Origin of the sequence: Rhizobium sp. ZPR4 (assembly GCF_040215725.1) — a bacterium.
GTDB lineage: Bacteria > Pseudomonadota > Alphaproteobacteria > Rhizobiales > Rhizobiaceae > Rhizobium > Rhizobium rhizogenes_D.
Window position 1 is genome coordinate 1,050,935 of record NZ_CP157968.1, and the last position, 16,123, is coordinate 1,067,057.

The window sequence follows — 16,123 nt, forward strand, 5'->3', positions numbered from 1 at the left end:
TCACGACAATTCGGAGTAAACACCATGAACGCACTGGGCTTTGCGGCTCAATCGGCCACTGGACCGCTCGAGCGTTTCGCCTTCGAACGGCGCACACCCCGGCCAGATGACGTCGTTATCGACATCCTCTACTGCGGCGTCTGCCACACCGACCTCCATTTGGCCCGAAACCATGGCGGCTTCACGACTTACCCCATCGTGCCGGGCCACGAGATCATCGGGCGGGTGCGTGAGGTCGGTGCAGGTGTGTCGCGCTTCAAGGCTGGTGACATGGTTGGGGTCGGCTGCATGGTGGATTCCTGCCAGCATTGTAAGCCCTGCCTCAACGGCTGGGAGCAGGACTGTGACGAGGGTCCGACTTTCACCTATAACGGTAGCGATCGGCAGGATGGCAGCATCACCTATGGCGGCTATTCGGATTCCATCCCCGTGCGCGAAAAATTCGTGCTGTCATTGCCTGATGGGCTCGATCCGGTCGGCGCCGCACCATTGCTTTGTGCTGGTATCACGACCTGGTCACCGTTGCACCGCTGGAATGTCGGCAAGGACAGCAGGGTCGCGGTGATTGGCCTGGGCGGGCTTGGCCACATGGCGCTGAAGCTCGCCAAGGCGCTTGGCGCCGATGTCACCCTGTTCACCCGCTCGGCCGGCAAGGAGAAAGATGCTTTCCGCCTCGGCGCCGACCATGTCGTCCTGTCGGGCGATGCGGAGCAGATGAAGGCCGTCGCCGGCCGCTTCGACGTCATTATCGACACTGTTCCCTACGATCACGACATCAATCCCTATATGCCAACTCTGGCGCTGGAAGGCGTGTTGGTCCTCGTCGGCTATCTCGGACCTCTCAGTGCGCCGGTCGATGCTGCAAATGTCGTACGCGGCCGCCGGGCGATCTCGGGTTCCTTCATCGGCGGCGTGCCTGAAACCCAGCAGATGCTCGATTTCTGCGGCGAACACGGCATCGTCTCCGATGTGGAGATCATACCCATTCAGAAGATCAACGAAGCCTATGAGCGCATGTTGAAGAGCGATGTGAAATATCGCTTCGTCATCGACATGGCCTCGCTTAAATCCTGAGGAAAAATCCATGCCGAAATCATCAAGCCCGTTCTGTGCGTGGTCACGAGCCATCCGATCCGCGGTGACAGCGGCGAGCCGACCGGCTTCGCGATGGTCGAATTGACCCATCCGCTGCAAGTGTTTGAGGCCGCCGGCATTCAGGCGGAAATCGCCTCGATCCGGGGCGGTCATCCGCCGATCGACTTCTTCGACCTCTCCGATGCGGCTAACGCTCACTACTGGAATGACAAGCACTTCCGCGCGGCACTTGCGCATTCCCTGGTGCTCGGCGACCTCGACCCATCGCGCTACTCGGCAGTCTTCTTTGCCGGAGGCCACGGTACGATGTGGGACTTCGCAGAGAGCGAGGCCGTGCAAAAGGTCATCCGCGAAATCTGGGAAGCGGGCGGCATCGTCTCGGCAGTCTGCCACGGCCCGGCCGCGCTGGTGAACGCCACACTTTCCGACGGCAGCTATCTCGTGGCTGGCAAGAGGCTTGCCTGCTTCACGGATGAGGAGGAGGCCGAGGTCAGATATACGAAGGTGGTGCCGTATCTCCTTGCGACCACTCTCAAGCAGCGCGGCGCGCTGCATCAGGCTGCACCGAATTGGTCGGAAAATGTCGTAACCGACGGTCGCCTGATTACCGGCCAGAACCCGGCTTCTGCGCACGGCGTCGGCCAAGCTATCGTCGATCAGTTGACGACGAAAGGCTGAACGCTGCCCTTCGTGCAAAGGGTTACCCGGCCGAGGGCCAAAATATAGAGAAGCTCGACCAATGGAGATCGTTGCTGGTACGCGCAAGCAGATGACCGCAGATGCTGAGGTCCTTGCCCGATTGGAAGGCGCTTGGCATCTTGTGACCATCGAGCAGCCCGACGCGAACGGAGCGATGAGGAGCGCCAGCGTAGAAGGCCTCCTCGTCTTTACAGGCGATGGTCAAATGGCGGTTCAGGTTCGCAACCTCGAACCCGATCATGTCGATAGCGCATATAGCAGTGCTGGATACGAAGCGAGCTACGGCAGCATTGCACTTGATGCCCTGAACGGCGTCTTTGTCTATCGGGTCGAAGGAGCGTTGGTTCGCGGGCTTGTGGGACAGGACTTCCGGCGAGCTTACAGCTTCGTGGATGATCAACTTATCCTCACATCCACGCGGGATGATGAAAAATGGCGCGTCGTTTGGCGCCGCGGATGATGCGAATCCAAAGGTTTCAGAGATGAAGATCATCGCGATCGAAGAGCATGTTCTCCCCAATGAGGTGAAGCAGGCCTGGAATACCATACCCGGCGCCGATGATGGGACGCTTAGCCTCAATCCAGGGATCATTGGCGAACGGCTTGCCGACTTTGGAGAACAGCGGCTGGCTCTGATGGACGAGACGGGCGTCGATGTTCAGGTTCTCTCCTTGACGGCACCGGGCCTCAACAATCTTGGTCACCACGGCATCGATCTTGCTCGTCGTGCCAATGATTTGCTGGCCGAAGCCGTTTCTGCCAACATGTCCCGCTTCCAGGCGATGGCAGTTCTGCCATCCTCGGAGGCTGATGCGGCGGCGCTGGAGTTGAGGCGATCCGTCGAGCAACTTGGCTGCAAGGGTGCCGTTCTTTTCGGGCGGGTCGGCGACAAAAATCTGGATCATCCGATCTTCGAACAGACATTCGCTTGTGCGGCCGAACTCAATGTGCCCCTCCTGATCCATCCGCAGATACCGCGGATGAGCGTGCGCGAGTCCTATTACGCCGGTTTTAGCGCCCCCGTCGATCTCGCCTTGTCCACATTCGCGCTTGGATGGCATTTCGAGGCGGGTATCCAGTTCGTGCGTCTGATCCTGGGTGGCATCTTCGACCGCTATCCAACCCTTCAGGTGATCCTGGGTCATTGGGGCGAGTTGGTGCTGTTCTATCTTGAGCGGCTTGTGATGATTGATCGTGTGTCCAAGCTCCAGCGGCCATTCATCGACTATATTCGCAGCAATCTTTATCTGACTGCAAGCGGCATGTTCAGTCCGACCTATATGCAGCAGGCGATCGACGCCGTCGGTATCGACCGTGTCCTGTTCTCGACTGACTATCCGTACCAATACCGTCCCGGAGGCGATGCACGTGGTTTCGTAGCGGGGCTGGAGTTAGATGATGCCAGCAAAGCGAAATTCGCCTATCGGAATTGGGAGCGCTTGACCGCAGGCGGTGGCAAGGATCAAGTACGACTGCATACAGCTACTCCTGACGAGCGGTGATATGGACGTTTACGCATCGACGCAAGCACTGAACTCGTGCTGTCTCAAGCCATATTGAGATGGAATGAAAGTCAAAGCGCGGAGATTCTGATTTAACTGTTGAGGCGGCAGCTTAGCATTCAAACAATCGTGTCGGCAGTTTGATCCATCGTATTGACGGAAGTATTATTTCAATTGACGGCCTGCACTGAATGTTGGATCAGTGCGCAATAAATTCTTCTGCGGCGTCCGCTAACTGATAGGCGAAAGGTCCTGCCGCAGTAGCCCTCCCACATCCCGGCGTGGTGATGTCCCGAACTGACGCGTGTACTCTCGACTAAATTGCGACGGACTCTCATAACCCAACTCATAAGCAGCCGTAGACGCATCCACGCCTCGGAGCAGCATTCGGCGTCGAGCTTCAGTCAGCCGGAGCCACTTCTGAAACTGAAGAGGGCTCATCGACGTGAGACGTCGAAAGTGATGATGAAACCGCGAGGAGCTCATGCTTACCCGGGCTGCGAGTTCTTCGACGCGCAATGGTTCCCGGAAATTGGCCTTGAGCCAATTGATGGCTCGGCCGATGCTTTGGTTCTGATTGTCGATAGAGGCCACCTGCTACAAATGGCTTCCGGCGTCGCCGCACAGAACGCGATAGAAGATTTCCCGCTGTGCCAGCGGCGCCAGCGCTGGAATCAATTCGGGCTCATCCAGTAGCCTGACGAGCCGTTCGAAAGCGGCCAAAAGCCCCGCGGTTGTGTTGCCCAACACCATACCATGCCCGCTTGCGCCTATCTTTGATTTCGATTGTGACCCGTGATGCTTTGAATAGGTAGATCAGACATCAGGTAAAGCGATTTCGCTCAGTCCACGGCACTCGGATCGCCCATCGACCATGCAATGCCGCCGCCACGGTCCATGGTGCGGATCAGAGCCATGTCGCCATCGTCGATGGAGAATCTATCGAGATCAAGGTTTTGCCGCATGCGTTCGGGCTTAAGGCTCTTGGGAAGGACTGCATAACCGTTCTGGGTTCCCCAACGAAGGAGGAGCTGCGCTTCGGTAACGCCGTACTTCTTGGCCAGGGCCGTGAAGACACCGTCATTCTGTTTCATATCTTCCGTCTTTGCACTGTCTTCTCCAGGGCCTGCGCGCCACGTCGAAAGTGGCGCAAGACTGCTATAGGCAATGGGGGCGATCCGGTTGTTGTGCATGTAGGAAATCAAATCCGGCTTCTGCGACCACGGGTGGAGTTCGATCTGATTGGCATCCGGCATCGGGAGCCCTGCGTTTTTGAGCTCTTCAAGATGGGCTGCGTTGAAATTGCTGACACCGACGGCACGGGATTTTCCAGCTTGCTTCAGTTGAAGAAGAGCTTTCCATTGGCCGATGCGCGCCGAACCACCGTGTGGTGAATGGATGAGATAGAGATCAAGGTAATCCAGACCGAGGCGCGCGAGACTTGCGTCGAACTCAGCCAAGGTCTCCCTTTCGGTTTTTGGCTCCTGATTCCAGGTGGCGTGACCTGGCCAGAGTTTGGTCGTGACGAAGATGTCCCTCCGGGAAAGCCCCATGTCTTTCAAGGCAGCCCTGATGCCTTCGCCGACGCCCTCTTCATTCTGATAGACTGCGGCGGTATCGATGTGACGGTAACCCAGCCCGATGGCTGTACGAACAGCGGCTCCCACGTCATCGTTTGGGACAAGATACGTCCCGAAGCCAATTGCCGGGATCTGGACAGTGGGGCTGATGGGAAAAGTCTGTTGTGTGGCAGTCATGCGGGTCTCCAAATCTTGCTGCGACACGGGCTGGCCGATCAAGCCAATGAGCGACATCGAAAACCTTTAGTCGCACGCATACCCGCGTTTCCACGCAGCCGTTTTGGACTTTAATGTAGAAGCGATCTTGCGAGTGGCGAAAACTCTTCCCCCATACGTAGCCTGCGGGGATGCGTTCAAAACTTGCCCGATGCGGATTGTCAGGGCCTAGAGCGGTTCAGCTTTTCACGGAATCTCTGAGCCGCTCTATCTCTTTGTTTTCACGCAATTCCGGACGGAAACCGCTGCGCACTTTTCCTGGAATTGCTCTAAGATAACGGGCCGGAGCCAGCTTCCAGAGCTACATCTAAATGGGAACTCCAAGTGTGGCGGTCTGGTCCAATTTGGCGGCCAGCGTATCTATGGTTACCCGCAGCTTCATGGGGATATACTGGGTGGAGGGCCATAAGACGTAGGTGGTCATGCGGGGAGAGGGGAACTTTTCCAACAAGGAGACCAGCCGCCCGGATTTTAGATGGTCGTGGACCAGCCAATCGTGCATCCAGGCGATTCCCATGCCTCGCACCGCCGCATCCGCTATTGCTTCATGGTTGTCGAACTGCAGACGCCAGTTGAGGTGAGGTTCCACCAATTCGCCCGTGTCGCTGCGCAAGGTCCAGGGCACATGCTGGTCGTTACGCCAATAGACGAGTGCGTCGTGGTTGGAGAGGTCGTCGATGGTTTTGGGAATTCCGTGCTTTTGAAGGTAGAGCGGCGACGCACAAATGGCCTTCCCTTGTGTCGCGATTTTCCGAACATGTAGGCCGCTGTTCTGGACCGGGCTGGTGTTCCTGATTGCCAGGTCGAATCCTTCGCCGACGATATCAACAATCTTGTCGGTGAACCGCAGATCCAGCTCAAGTTTTGGATGCTCCTGTGCGAGGTCAAGCAGAATTGGCTGAACGCAGAGACGCCCGAACAGCAATGGAAGCGCTATCTTCAATCGACCGGCGACATCACGCCTGCCTGTTTCCAGCAGGTTTTCCGCAGTTCGCAGTTCTCCGAGCGCCCGCTGACATCTTTCATAGTAGATTTGGCCATCTTCGGTCAGGATCTGACTTCGCGGCGTTCTATGAAACAGCCTGACACCAAGCCGCTCTTCCAGCCGGGCGATCGTTTTGCCAACGGCCGAACGAGTCAGGGCAAGCCTGTCGCCAGCTCGCGCGAAGCTTCCCGCTTCGACGGCTTCCACAAACACTGCAACGCCATCAAGACGATCCCGCACTCATGCCTCCAATGTAGAATTTGAGGATACATGTATGCGAAAAACTATCCGCACCGCAAATCAAAATTCCACACTATGAAGCGGGCTGAAATGTGGACGCAAGGCGCTCGCGGAGCTCTCGTCACACGACTTCAACCTTTGAAATTGGCAAACAGCAAGCAGGACCAGACGAAATGAAGGTCGCGATCGTATATGATAGTGGATATGGGCATACCGCCAAACAGGCCGTTGCAGTTGCGGAAGGCGTTGGCCGGGTAGCCGGTGCCGAGGCACAGCTCATTGCTGTGGCGAATGACGAGATTTCTTGGGAGGTGCTGGAAGCGAGCGACGCCATTATTTTTGGCTCGCCGACCTACAACGGCACGCTTTCTTCCCGCCTCAAGAAGTTCATGGAGGATTCGACGCGGCCAGCCTGGTTCCCGCAGAAATGGCGCAACAAGGTTGCCGCAGGTTTCACGAACTCGGGCGCCATGCACGGCGACAAGCTGAATTCTCTTGTCACGATGGCGTTGTTCGCCGCCCAGCACGGGATGATCTGGGTAGGTTTGGATATCTTCCCCGGCAAGAGCGCGGATGAGCAGAACCGCGTCGGTGGATGGTTGGGCGCGATGGCGCAATCCAATGACGAGTCTCCGGAACTGTCTCCGATCCCAAGTGATCTAAATACCGCGGCTTATTTGGGCCAGCGTGTCGCCGAAATCACCAAGCAGCTCCACTCCGGGCGAGCTTGAGTTCGCTCTTTGACCGAGCGCTTGCATGTTTGCCGCGCTCGACGCGCTCACGCCGTGAGGTCCGCCCGGTGTGAGCGCGCCTCCAACGATCTCTCCGCCGGAATGAGGCGTCAGACAATGTATTGCGGACATCAATCGCTTCATGCGGGAGACAGTGAAATGGGCAACGAAGCCAACAGCAATCCGCTCGAACAGATGCTTGCAGGAGTTTCACCCGTCCTGCTCTCGTTTACCCAGGCAAACATAACGGAAGAACTCTGGCACAGGCCGGGGCTGGCTCAGCGAGACCGGGCGCTGGTCACGGTTGCGACCCTTGTGGCGCGCAACGCAACCATGGCCTATCCCTATTATTTTAACAAGGCGCTCGACAGCGGTTTGACGGCCGCGGAGTTTTCGGAACTGATCACGCATTTGGCATTCTACGCGAGTTGGCCCTACGCATTCGGTGCCGTTGCCGCGCTAAAGGTGATCTTCGATGCGCGGGGAGTTTCTTCGGACCAACTCCCCGAATTATCTCCCGAGCTGCTTACGGTCGAGGAGGCTCTACCGAACGACGAAACCCGCGTCGCCATGATCGCGGCAAATATCGCGCCGGCGTCTTCCGCACTTCAACATTTCACCGATGATCTCCTATATCGTAACGTCTGGTTGCGTCCAGGGCTTGCGCCGCGGGATCGTGGCTTGGCATCGATTGCAATCCTCGCAGCCTCGGGTCAGGCATCGTCGCTGCCGTCCTATCTGAAGCGGGCGATCCTTAAAGGAGTTACCAAAGTTGAGATTGGTGAACTGCTCGGCCACACGGCATTTTATGCGGGTTGGGGCAATGCCATCGAAGCTGCGCGGGTCGTGACGCAGTTCTTTGATGCACCGCAAGGCTGATCGATGATAGGGTGATTCATCTGCCTGCCATTGCATGTCATTCTAGTGAGTTCTTCGCGGAGACCGAATGAAGACGCTGCTGATCTTCGCACATCCTGCCATACAGCATTCCCGCACCAATCGCCTTATGTTTGCAGCCGCGCAACGGGTCGCGGACATCACGGTTGTCGATCTCTACGCGGATTATCCGCGCCACGAGATCGACATCGACCGAGAGCAGGAACGCCTCGCGGCACACGACATACTTGTCCTTCAGTTTCCGCTGTTTTGGTACTCGCCGCCATCGCTGATCAAGGAATGGCAGGATCTCGTTCTCGAACATGGGTTTGCCTACGGCGAGAAGGGAACTGCGCTGAGGGGCAAGCCATGGCTTTGTGCGGTCACGGCGGGCGCGTCCGCCGAAGCCTACGATCAAGGTCGGCACCGGTTCTCGTTGCGGCAACTGCTGTCGCCCGTCGAGGCCACCGCAGCTCTGTGCGGTATGCCGTTCCTTTCGCCCTATGTTTTATTTGGCGCAGCCGGAGTAGAGGATGCCAGGCGCAAGGCCCATATCGAGGGGTTTGTCACGCTGCTCGAAGCGTTGCGTGATGACCGCTTTGATATCGCGGCAGGGCAGCACGCCGATATTCTAACGGATGCCAATCTTTCCTCCGCGCTGATGGGACAAGCGTCATGAATAGCGTGCTTTTTCAGTCCTTCGTCTATCTATGCGCCGCCGTTATCGCAGTCCCCCTGGCAAAGCGACTAGGCCTCGGATCGGTACTGGGCTATCTGATCGCCGGAATTTGCATAGGGCCGCTGATCGGTCTCGTGGGTGCGGAATCGCAACAAATCCAGGAGTTTGCGGAATTCGGCGTCGTCATGATGCTGTTTCTGGTCGGGCTCGAGCTGGAACCGCGCCAGCTATGGGGAATGCGCCATCGCCTGCTGGGCTTGGGTGGCTTGCAGTTGGCGGTAACCACAATCGTCATATGGGGCGTTGCCTGGCTATTCGGTGTTGCTTGGGGCGCGGGGCTCGCCATCGGTCTGGTGGCTACGGGTTCGTCCACCGCCATCGCCCTGCAGACGCTGGCCGAACGGGGCCTGCTGAAGAGCGACGGTGGCAAAGCGAGCTTCGTGGTGCTCCTGTTTCAGGACATATCGGTCATCCCGATGCTGGCGCTTCTGCCGCTCTTGGCCAGCTCCGCCCTGCTTCACGCTGGTGGCATCGATGCGACGGCGCATGAGCAGGCCGGGCTTCAGATTTTCGAAGGTCTGCCGGAATGGGCAATGGCGCTTGTGACGCTCGCCGCAATTGCGTTCGTGGTCGTTGGAGGGCACTATCTGTCTCGACCGTTGTTTCGCTTTATTGCGTCGGCGAAGTTGCGCGAGGTGTTTACGGCCGCGGCCTTGCTGCTGGTTGTCGGTATTGCCCTGCTGATGACATTGGTTGGTCTTTCGCCGGCTCTTGGGACTTTCCTTGCCGGTGTCGTACTTGCCAACAGCGAGTACCGGCACGAGCTGGAGAGCGATATCGAGCCCTTCAAGGGGCTTCTGCTCGGCCTATTTTTCATCACGGTGGGCGCGCGCATCGATTTCTCGCTGCTCTTTGCAAATCCAGTCCTGATTGTCGGCCTCACGGTCTTGCTCATACTCGTCAAGGCTTCGATCCTTTGGGTGATCGGCCAGGTCTTTCGGCTGCACGGGAGTGATCGCTGGCTATTTACCATCGGACTTGCGCAGACCGGCGAGTTCGCTTTCGTCCTGCTATCTTTCTGTGCGCAAAATGCGATTATCCCGGCGCCGCTGACAGACCTGTTCCAGCTGGTCGTCGCGATCTCGATGTTGTTCACGCCGCTTCTTTTCATGCTCTTTGATCGCGTCATCGTACCGCTGATTACGATCGAGCAGGAACGCGAAGAGGATACCATCGATGTGAAAGGAGTGGCGATCATCGCGGGCATCGGAAGGTTCGGGCAGATCGTCAATCGTATGCTGCGTTCCAACGGCTATGAAACCGTCGTCCTGGACTTGAGCACCGAGACCGTCGACACGCTTGCCCATTTCGGCGTCAAGGCCTTTTTCGGCGACGCCGCACGCCCTGACTTGCTCGAAGCCGCCGGCCTTTCCGAAGCGCAGCTTCTCGTCGTCGCGATCGATGACAAGGATCATGCTCTTTCGATCGTAAAACATGCGCGGCATGTGCGTCCGGATCTTCACATCGTCGCGCGGGCCTATGACCGGCTGAATGTCTATGAACTCTTCAACGCTGGTTGCAACGACATTGTCCGCGAGACATTCGATAGCGCCGTAAGGGCGGGACGATACTCGCTCGAAGCGCTCGGTGTGCATCCCTACGAGGCCGAGAAAATCGTCCGAACATTTGTAAAGGGCGATCGGCGGTCGATGCGAAGGCTGGCGGAACTCTACGATCCCGAGAGCTCTCTCACCTCCAATCCGGCCTATGTCGCTCTGGCACGGCAAGTTAGAGCCGAGGAAGAGGAAGAGATGTCCGTCAGCCGCGCGCCCGCCCGGGGAGCTACGCGGCGTGCCTGGCTGCCGCAGGACGAGCGCTAGCAGCATTCCGTATATTGCCGAAACGACATGGAATGGCTTCTATCCGTGGTTCACGGCGATGCGCCGAGGACTGCAAGGCTGGAAGAATGTCAGTAGCAAACCCGCAGAATCGTTGGGGTCGGTCGCTTATCTCTGCGCAGGGATTTATCGACCAGTCCATGCCTCCGATGCGATCCAGCAGGCGCGCCGGTCAATACCCTCATGGTGGAATTTTCTTCCCCATGTAGGGAACAAATTATCCGGCCGGTTCACGCAGCGAGGAATCGGCTTGTCGAATTACATCAAATTCACTCTGTGAAAAGATCGTGAAAAGCACCGGAACCGTGGCGGAAAGTGGGTTTTCCGATGTATTATTTGATTGCGTTGTCTGGCGAAATACAACCAAAGAAGGTGACATGCTGACATCTGATGTCGCAAGGTCAAGCTAGAACTGTTTCAGCCAACAGATGATTAGGAAAGGACAACACCATGGCTGAACAGAACGCAACCGCTGCAAAGATCGCCCGAGCCTATGGCGAGGCAATGGCAAAGAAGGAGGTCGACGCGATCATGAAGATTTCGGCAGACGACGTCGTCTGCATCTCGCCGATCGGCAAGACCACGGGGGCTGCTGCATTCCGTGGCTTCCAGGAAGGTTTTGCCCGCATGATCAAGAAGCTCGACATCCGCGCGGCATATGGAGACGAGACGCAGGCTGTGCTCGTCTATGTCGTGGAAACTTATCCTGTCCCGCATTCGGTCGTCGCCGAGCTGATCCAGGTCAAGGATGGCAAGATCGCTTCCACGGAAGTGATCTACGACGCCACGCCCTATGCGGCCTACATGTCTGCGGTTCAACCGCATTAAGTCTGCATCACAAGGCCAACCCTCAAGGGGAATGATCTAGCATGAAGCGGATTCAATACTATCAATACGGCGGCCCGGAGCAGATGAAACTCGAAAACTTCGAGCTTCGGCCGCTGGGCAAGGGCGAGATGGCGGTGAAGGTGAATTTCGCCTCCGTCAATCCGATCGACTGGAAAGTGCGCAGCGGCTATCTGAAGATAATGACCGGCAAGAAGTTCCCGCGCGCCATGGGCAGCGATATCTCCGGTATCGTCACGGCGGTCGGACCCGGTGTCACCCGCTTCAAGCGTGGCGATGCGGTCTTCGGTTCCGTCAGGATTCAGGACGGTGGTGCGCTCGGCGAAGCAGCCATCGCTCCGGAAACCTTCCTCGCGAAGAAGCCGGATTCCCTCTCCTTCGAGGAAGCGGCCTGTCTCGGCACGCCGGGTGTCACAGCCTGGAACGGTATCGTTGACAAAGCCAAAGTAACCGCTGGCCAGCACGTTTTCATCAATGGATGTGCCGGTGCGGTCGGCGAGGCCGCCGTGCAGTTGGCATTGGCCCTTGGGGCGACGGTTGCCGGAAGCTGCAGCGCAAGTGCCGTGCTGCGCATGGCCGATCTGGGTGTGAAGCCGTTGTTCGACTATCGCACCACCGATCTTTCGGGGATCAGAGACCGCTTTGATGTGATTTACGACACGGCCGGCACAATGGACACGGGTACAGCCTACGGCCTTTTGCGGTCCGGCGGTGTGTTTCTGGACATCAATCCGACACCAGGCAAGTTCGTCCGTGCGATCTTCAGCCGCAAGCTGAAGCCGATTGTCTGTACCGCCCGCGCGGATGTTCTCGACGGAATTGCCGAAGCCGCCGAAAGGGGCAAGCTACGACTTCCGATCGGAGAGATCGTGCCGCTGAGTGATGCAATCCGCATCATCACGGCACTGGAAAGCGGCCACAAGGCCAACGGAAAGGTCCTCGTCCGCATGGATTAGGACGAGTCATGCTCCAGTCCCACCGCATGGGCTGGAGCATGATGAGTCGAAGGATAGGGTTATGTCCCAGAGTCAGCGATTGTTCGATATCCTTCAGATCCTCCGCCGTCATCGGCAGGCGGTTTCGGGGACTTATCTGGCGCAGCAAACGGGTGTCTCGCTGCGGACCATCTATCGCGATATCATTCTTCTGCAGTCCATGGGGGCGGAGATCGAAGGCGAGGCTGGCTTCGGCTATGTGCTCAAGCCCGGTTTCATGCTGCCGCCGCTGATGTTCTCCGAGGAGGAGATCAAGGCGATCGCGCTCGGCGTGCAATGGGTGAGCCGCCAGACCGACGACGAGCTGTCGTTCGCCGCCCAGAATGCGCTTGCCAAGATCGAGGCTGTGCTCCCCTCGGAATTGCGCCATAAGCTCAATGACACTGACTTCCATGTTTCCTATCCGTCACGGAAGGACGAGGCGATCGACCTCAAGATCCTGCGTAAGGCCATGCAGCAGCAAATGAAGCTGCGCATCGTGTACAAGGACGGCAAGGGGGCGGATACCGACCGGGTCATCTGGCCGATCGGGATCGCCTTTGCTGAAACGATGCGCGTCATTGCCGCCTGGTGCGAACTGCGTCAGGATTTCCGGGCGTTCCGAACCGATCGCATCCAGCAGGCGGAACTATTGGCGGATCGCTATCCCGGCCAGCGCCGCGATCTCTACGGGCAATGGCGCGCGCAGGTAGCCGAGGAGCGGGCTAGGGCCGCAATGTCCTGAGGTGATGGATCTGCAGGCACGTATGGCCAGCCACTCGCATGCTGACATTCCCTGTCAGGTGGCCGCGGTAGGCTTGCGAGTGACGATGCATGCCCGTCGGCAAGGTGCTACAACAACAATCAGACGAGCAGGGGAATATGGTCGCTTACTACATGATGTGGAATCGAGATTCCGCGCATCCTGAGTCCCTCAAACGCTACACGGAACAGGCCGCCGCCTCGGTCGAGTTCTACGGCGGTAGGTTCGCATCTCTCTGCGGAAAGCTCGAGAGTGCCGACGGCGCAGATCTCGAACATTAGGTGATCGCCATCGAGTTCCCATCCATGACCATCGCTCGGGAATGGTATGCATCTTCGCAGTATGAAGCCGCCAGAAGTCTTGCCTCGATGCTGCTAGGCTTCAACGTGATGTTTCTGGATAGTGTCGGCGACGGGAGATGAACTCCATGTTTGACCGGGACGCCTTTCGAGAGCCGGAATCGAAGCGACCTTCGAGGCACCAAGAACGTCTCGTCTTGATCTACACGGGTCTGACAGACACTACCATCCGCGCTTGAACTCTACACCAACGTAATTCGCATCGCGGCCGCCAGCACGTCGCAGGGCATCACCGATCGCAAAATGCACCGCCTCTAACGCTAGCGAAGTCGTGCGGTCTACTGTCCAGTCGAGTCGTATCTGCCCGTAGCTTCCGGTATAGGCACCAGGGCGTCCGGCGGTGTTCGGCACAGGAACTGCGGGATAGGTATAGATCGCATCCGCCGTGTTCTCGCGCCACTGAGCCGCCGCAGCGAGCATGACCTTCACTGACGAGGTGGGATATAGCGTGAGCGAAGGCTTCACATGGACGAGATTGGAGTAGCCCGTGTATCCCGCGAGCATAAGATATGCTCCGTTGGGAAACAGCGGATTGAAGGTGCCGAAATTGCCCCCCTCCGATTTGCTGTCGCCGGATGCAGCATCGATTTGAATGCCCAGTCTGGGCGTCCAAGGCGCGTCGGCAAATGTGTAGCCTGCAATACCTCCGAACGCCCAGGCCTCAATATGGCGAGAACCTATACGGCCCGTTTGGTTCATTGCCTCCAAATCCCAATCGATGTGATTGTCACGACCGGCGACACGCACGTCGAAAATGTCCCGGCGCTCATCGCCTGATGCATTTGCATAGCGACCGCCTGCCTGAGTGAATTTTGCGTAATAGGCGCTAATGCTTGTGGTGTCGGAGAGTTTGCGCTCGACGCGCATGCCCGCGAATGTCTGCTGACCGACGCTGCTATAGTCGTCGAACGCCGCATCGTCTCGTACTTGCACCGGAAGACTGTATAAGAGTTCAAAGCGCCAAGGGCCGGTTTCGTACTCTGTCCAGGCGCCGTCGTAGGACTGGCGAACGTTGGGGCCGTCACGAACAGATACGAAGCGTTGCAGGTCGAACCCGATTTGCTGACGTCCAAGTCTCAGCCTCAGCGTTCCATCCCCTACGGGCTCCGTAACGGCAATGAAGGCCTGCTCCAGATCCAGACGATTTTGGTCGATCGGCAGCGGCACGCTCTTCCAAGGCGCGAAATCGCTCTGGAGCTGCAAGAAGAGCTGCAGCTGATCTGCGACGTGGAGGTCGGCATGAAACTCGTTGCGGCTGAGAGGATAGTTCTGGCTTCGATTCCCACCGATACCAAAGCCTTGCGCATTGTTGGACTCGAACCGGTCACGCGTGTCTGCGCCGAAAGAGAGATAGGTCTGCGGATCGGCATCGGAGAGGGGGATATATTTGAGCTTGTCGAGCGGTTCACGCGCAGCGCGCGGATCGGCGAGCACCGCCCAATCTTCCTGCCAGCGGTTGAACATGATAGCGGGGCGCAAGGCAATAGGCTCCTGGCTTTGGTCTTGAGCAGATGCTGTGTGTGGAACTGCGAGCGCACACAGGACATATAGAGCAAGTGTGGCTCCGTCAGCGCTTCTCAACGACATCTTAGGCCGCTCGATTTTCAAGGGCAGGGGGACCCAGCCTTGGCCCACGCCCGCGTCGCGGCGACAAAAGCGTCGTGACTAATGGGAGGCGTTTGGCGTTGGGTGCCATCCGCGCGCTTGCCGGGTGACCAGGCCCACAAGACGAGTGCCTCGGTCGCGTTGTGCTCGACAAGCTGTTCGGCGCTGCGATGACCGTTTCTGGTTTGGTCATTCATCAGGGCACAGAGTTCACGACTGGTCATCGGCACGCCCGGTGCGCGTTCCCATTGCATCGACAGCGGCGCCAAGTGCCAGCCCGGAGCGCCTGGGACTCCGGATGCGTCGGAATTGGTGTCGTGGTGGCACATCGCGCATTGGGAGCCGGGCACACCGTGTCCCTCAGGCCCGCGCACCACTTCGAAATTATGCCGATGGCGATCGTCGCCCTGGCGGGGGAAGTTCGTCTGCGTATGACAGTTGGAGCAGCGCGGGCTCATCATGACAGATTCCATCACCCGCCATTGCGCCAAACCGTCTTCCCGCTTGGCGGACGGAGATGGCGCGGCCACAGCGGCGATCGCCACGGCAATGGCGCTGATGGCGCACGCGCCAAAGACCCCGTGTGCGAAAGAATACCCGAGAGAGGTCATGGCTTGCCCTTCGCTGCGAGGTCTGCCGCAGTGTGGATGGCCGGACGCACTCGCGAATAGGTCCCGCAACGACAGATGTTGGTGATGCTCTGGTTGATATCCTCATCGCTTGGATGAGGAACCTTGAGGAGAAGTGCGGCCGCTGACATGACCATCCCGGATTGACAGTAGCCGCATTGGGGAACTTGATGCTTGACCCATGCGACCTGCACCGGATGCGACCGGTCCGGCGAGAGGCCCTCGATCGTGGTGATACGCTTGCCTTCGAGGAGCGCGGCCGGATAGGTACAGGAGCGCACGGATTCGCCATCCACATGGACCGTGCACGCACCGCATGCGCCGATGCCGCAGCCGAACTTCGTTCCGGTAAGCCCGACCAGCTCTCGAATGACCCAGAGCAGTGGTTCGTCGGGAGGAGCGTCAATATCGACGTCACGGCCGTTTATGGTGAATTTCATGATCGA

The 16,123-nt window shown here is 58.1% G+C and carries 20 protein-coding genes; 13 read left to right on the forward strand and 7 right to left on the reverse strand.

The window, feature by feature from the left end:
• Positions 1–24 precede the first annotated feature (24 nt).
• The 4 genes from ABOK31_RS24425 (at position 25) to ABOK31_RS24440 (ending at position 3,296) form a co-directional block, all read left to right on the forward strand.
• A complete protein-coding gene (locus tag ABOK31_RS24425; protein WP_349959231.1) occupies positions 25–1,074 on the forward strand; it encodes an NAD(P)-dependent alcohol dehydrogenase in 1,050 nt (349 codons plus the stop codon).
• A 39-nt stretch (positions 1,075–1,113) separates the two neighbouring features.
• Positions 1,114–1,773: a type 1 glutamine amidotransferase domain-containing protein gene (locus ABOK31_RS24430; RefSeq protein ID WP_350019280.1), complete on the forward strand. Its 660-nt coding sequence runs from the start codon at positions 1,114–1,116 to the stop codon at positions 1,771–1,773.
• A gap of 61 nt (positions 1,774–1,834) precedes the next feature.
• Positions 1,835–2,254, forward strand: coding sequence for a lipocalin-like domain-containing protein (locus ABOK31_RS24435; RefSeq protein ID WP_174182338.1), 420 nt, complete (start codon positions 1,835–1,837; stop codon positions 2,252–2,254).
• 22 nt (positions 2,255–2,276) lie between these two features.
• Positions 2,277–3,296: an amidohydrolase family protein gene (locus ABOK31_RS24440; RefSeq protein ID WP_349959233.1), complete on the forward strand. Its 1,020-nt coding sequence runs from the start codon at positions 2,277–2,279 to the stop codon at positions 3,294–3,296.
• Positions 3,297–3,527: 231 nt separating this feature from the next.
• Here the strand turns inward: ABOK31_RS24440 and ABOK31_RS24445 are convergent, their stop codons facing one another.
• The 4 genes from ABOK31_RS24445 to ABOK31_RS24460 all read right to left on the reverse strand — a co-directional run bounded on the left by ABOK31_RS24445 (position 3,528) and on the right by ABOK31_RS24460 (position 6,317).
• Entirely contained in the window at positions 3,528–3,782 is a 255-nt protein-coding gene (locus ABOK31_RS24445) for an AraC family transcriptional regulator (RefSeq protein WP_350019305.1), read from the reverse strand.
• 111 nt (positions 3,783–3,893) lie between these two features.
• Positions 3,894–4,049 carry an AraC family transcriptional regulator gene (locus ABOK31_RS24450; RefSeq protein WP_350019281.1) on the reverse strand — a complete coding sequence of 52 codons (156 nt, stop codon included), beginning with the start codon at positions 4,047–4,049 and terminating at the stop codon, positions 3,894–3,896.
• Between the two features lie 89 nt (positions 4,050–4,138).
• Positions 4,139–5,053: an aldo/keto reductase gene (locus ABOK31_RS24455; RefSeq protein ID WP_349959234.1), complete on the reverse strand. Its 915-nt coding sequence runs from the start codon at positions 5,051–5,053 to the stop codon at positions 4,139–4,141.
• Between the two features lie 346 nt (positions 5,054–5,399).
• On the reverse strand, positions 5,400–6,317 hold the full coding sequence (locus tag ABOK31_RS24460; RefSeq protein ID WP_174182340.1) for a LysR substrate-binding domain-containing protein: 918 nt from the start codon (positions 6,315–6,317) through the stop codon (positions 5,400–5,402).
• Between the two features lie 92 nt (positions 6,318–6,409).
• Between ABOK31_RS24460 and ABOK31_RS24465 the strand changes: the two genes are divergently transcribed.
• The 9 genes from ABOK31_RS24465 (at position 6,410) to ABOK31_RS24505 (ending at position 13,506) form a co-directional block, all read left to right on the forward strand.
• Complete coding sequence (locus ABOK31_RS24465; protein WP_350019282.1) at positions 6,410–7,048, forward strand: flavodoxin family protein; 639 nt, start codon at positions 6,410–6,412, stop codon at positions 7,046–7,048.
• A 159-nt stretch (positions 7,049–7,207) separates the two neighbouring features.
• The gene (locus tag ABOK31_RS24470; protein ID WP_349959237.1) at positions 7,208–7,927 is read left to right on the forward strand and encodes a carboxymuconolactone decarboxylase family protein; all 720 of its coding nucleotides are present in this window, start codon (positions 7,208–7,210) and stop codon (positions 7,925–7,927) included.
• A 67-nt stretch (positions 7,928–7,994) separates the two neighbouring features.
• On the forward strand, positions 7,995–8,603 hold the full coding sequence (locus ABOK31_RS24475; RefSeq protein WP_349959238.1) for an NAD(P)H-dependent oxidoreductase: 609 nt from the start codon (positions 7,995–7,997) through the stop codon (positions 8,601–8,603).
• Positions 8,600–10,483 (forward strand): monovalent cation:proton antiporter-2 (CPA2) family protein, encoded by a 1,884-nt coding sequence (locus ABOK31_RS24480; protein ID WP_349959240.1) that lies wholly within the window; start codon positions 8,600–8,602, stop codon positions 10,481–10,483. The genes ABOK31_RS24475 and ABOK31_RS24480 overlap by 4 nt, the downstream gene beginning before the upstream one ends.
• A 468-nt stretch (positions 10,484–10,951) precedes the next feature.
• Positions 10,952–11,329 carry a nuclear transport factor 2 family protein gene (locus tag ABOK31_RS24485; protein WP_174182345.1) on the forward strand — a complete coding sequence of 126 codons (378 nt, stop codon included), beginning with the start codon at positions 10,952–10,954 and terminating at the stop codon, positions 11,327–11,329.
• Positions 11,330–11,370: 41 nt separating this feature from the next.
• On the forward strand, positions 11,371–12,303 hold the full coding sequence (locus ABOK31_RS24490) for an NAD(P)-dependent alcohol dehydrogenase (RefSeq protein WP_349959241.1): 933 nt from the start codon (positions 11,371–11,373) through the stop codon (positions 12,301–12,303).
• A gap of 61 nt (positions 12,304–12,364) precedes the next feature.
• Positions 12,365–13,066 carry a YafY family protein gene (locus ABOK31_RS24495; protein WP_349959243.1) on the forward strand — a complete coding sequence of 234 codons (702 nt, stop codon included), beginning with the start codon at positions 12,365–12,367 and terminating at the stop codon, positions 13,064–13,066.
• A gap of 89 nt (positions 13,067–13,155) precedes the next feature.
• A complete protein-coding gene (locus ABOK31_RS24500; RefSeq protein WP_349959245.1) occupies positions 13,156–13,365 on the forward strand; it encodes a hypothetical protein in 210 nt (69 codons plus the stop codon).
• 24 nt (positions 13,366–13,389) lie between these two features.
• Entirely contained in the window at positions 13,390–13,506 is a 117-nt protein-coding gene (locus tag ABOK31_RS24505) for a hypothetical protein (protein ID WP_349959246.1), read from the forward strand.
• Between the two features lie 99 nt (positions 13,507–13,605).
• Here ABOK31_RS24505 and ABOK31_RS24510 read toward each other — a convergent pair whose 3' ends face one another.
• From ABOK31_RS24510 to ABOK31_RS24520, 3 genes are all read right to left on the reverse strand, one after another.
• Complete coding sequence (locus ABOK31_RS24510; RefSeq protein ID WP_349959248.1) at positions 13,606–14,922, reverse strand: alginate export family protein; 1,317 nt, start codon at positions 14,920–14,922, stop codon at positions 13,606–13,608.
• A 125-nt stretch (positions 14,923–15,047) separates the two neighbouring features.
• Positions 15,048–15,659: a hypothetical protein gene (locus ABOK31_RS24515; RefSeq protein ID WP_349959249.1), complete on the reverse strand. Its 612-nt coding sequence runs from the start codon at positions 15,657–15,659 to the stop codon at positions 15,048–15,050.
• Complete coding sequence (locus ABOK31_RS24520) at positions 15,656–16,120, reverse strand: (2Fe-2S)-binding protein (protein ID WP_349961281.1); 465 nt, start codon at positions 16,118–16,120, stop codon at positions 15,656–15,658. Before ABOK31_RS24520 ends, ABOK31_RS24515 begins: the two co-directional genes overlap by 4 nt.
• Positions 16,121–16,123 lie beyond the last annotated feature (3 nt).

Excerpts from the sequence above, each read along its gene's own strand:
- ABOK31_RS24505 (WP_349959246.1), top strand. The coding sequence starts at position 13,390 with ATGACCATCGCTCGGGAATGGTATGCATCTTCGCAGTATGAAGCCGCC.
- ABOK31_RS24445 (WP_350019305.1), bottom strand. The coding sequence starts at position 3,782 with ATGAGCTCCTCGCGGTTTCATCATCACTTTCGACGTCTCACGTCGATG.
- ABOK31_RS24440 (WP_349959233.1), top strand. The coding sequence starts at position 2,277 with ATGAAGATCATCGCGATCGAAGAGCATGTTCTCCCCAATGAGGTGAAG.
- ABOK31_RS24450 (WP_350019281.1), bottom strand. The coding sequence starts at position 4,049 with ATGGTGTTGGGCAACACAACCGCGGGGCTTTTGGCCGCTTTCGAACGG.
- ABOK31_RS24500 (WP_349959245.1), top strand. The coding sequence starts at position 13,156 with ATGCCCGTCGGCAAGGTGCTACAACAACAATCAGACGAGCAGGGGAAT.
- ABOK31_RS24495 (WP_349959243.1), top strand. The coding sequence starts at position 12,365 with ATGTCCCAGAGTCAGCGATTGTTCGATATCCTTCAGATCCTCCGCCGT.
- ABOK31_RS24435 (WP_174182338.1), top strand. The coding sequence starts at position 1,835 with ATGGAGATCGTTGCTGGTACGCGCAAGCAGATGACCGCAGATGCTGAG.
- ABOK31_RS24490 (WP_349959241.1), top strand. The coding sequence starts at position 11,371 with ATGAAGCGGATTCAATACTATCAATACGGCGGCCCGGAGCAGATGAAA.
- ABOK31_RS24485 (WP_174182345.1), top strand. The coding sequence starts at position 10,952 with ATGGCTGAACAGAACGCAACCGCTGCAAAGATCGCCCGAGCCTATGGC.
- ABOK31_RS24425 (WP_349959231.1), top strand. The coding sequence starts at position 25 with ATGAACGCACTGGGCTTTGCGGCTCAATCGGCCACTGGACCGCTCGAG.
- ABOK31_RS24480 (WP_349959240.1), top strand. The coding sequence starts at position 8,600 with ATGAATAGCGTGCTTTTTCAGTCCTTCGTCTATCTATGCGCCGCCGTT.
- ABOK31_RS24455 (WP_349959234.1), bottom strand. The coding sequence starts at position 5,053 with ATGACTGCCACACAACAGACTTTTCCCATCAGCCCCACTGTCCAGATC.
- ABOK31_RS24475 (WP_349959238.1), top strand. The coding sequence starts at position 7,995 with ATGAAGACGCTGCTGATCTTCGCACATCCTGCCATACAGCATTCCCGC.
- ABOK31_RS24470 (WP_349959237.1), top strand. The coding sequence starts at position 7,208 with ATGGGCAACGAAGCCAACAGCAATCCGCTCGAACAGATGCTTGCAGGA.
- ABOK31_RS24515 (WP_349959249.1), bottom strand. The coding sequence starts at position 15,659 with ATGACCTCTCTCGGGTATTCTTTCGCACACGGGGTCTTTGGCGCGTGC.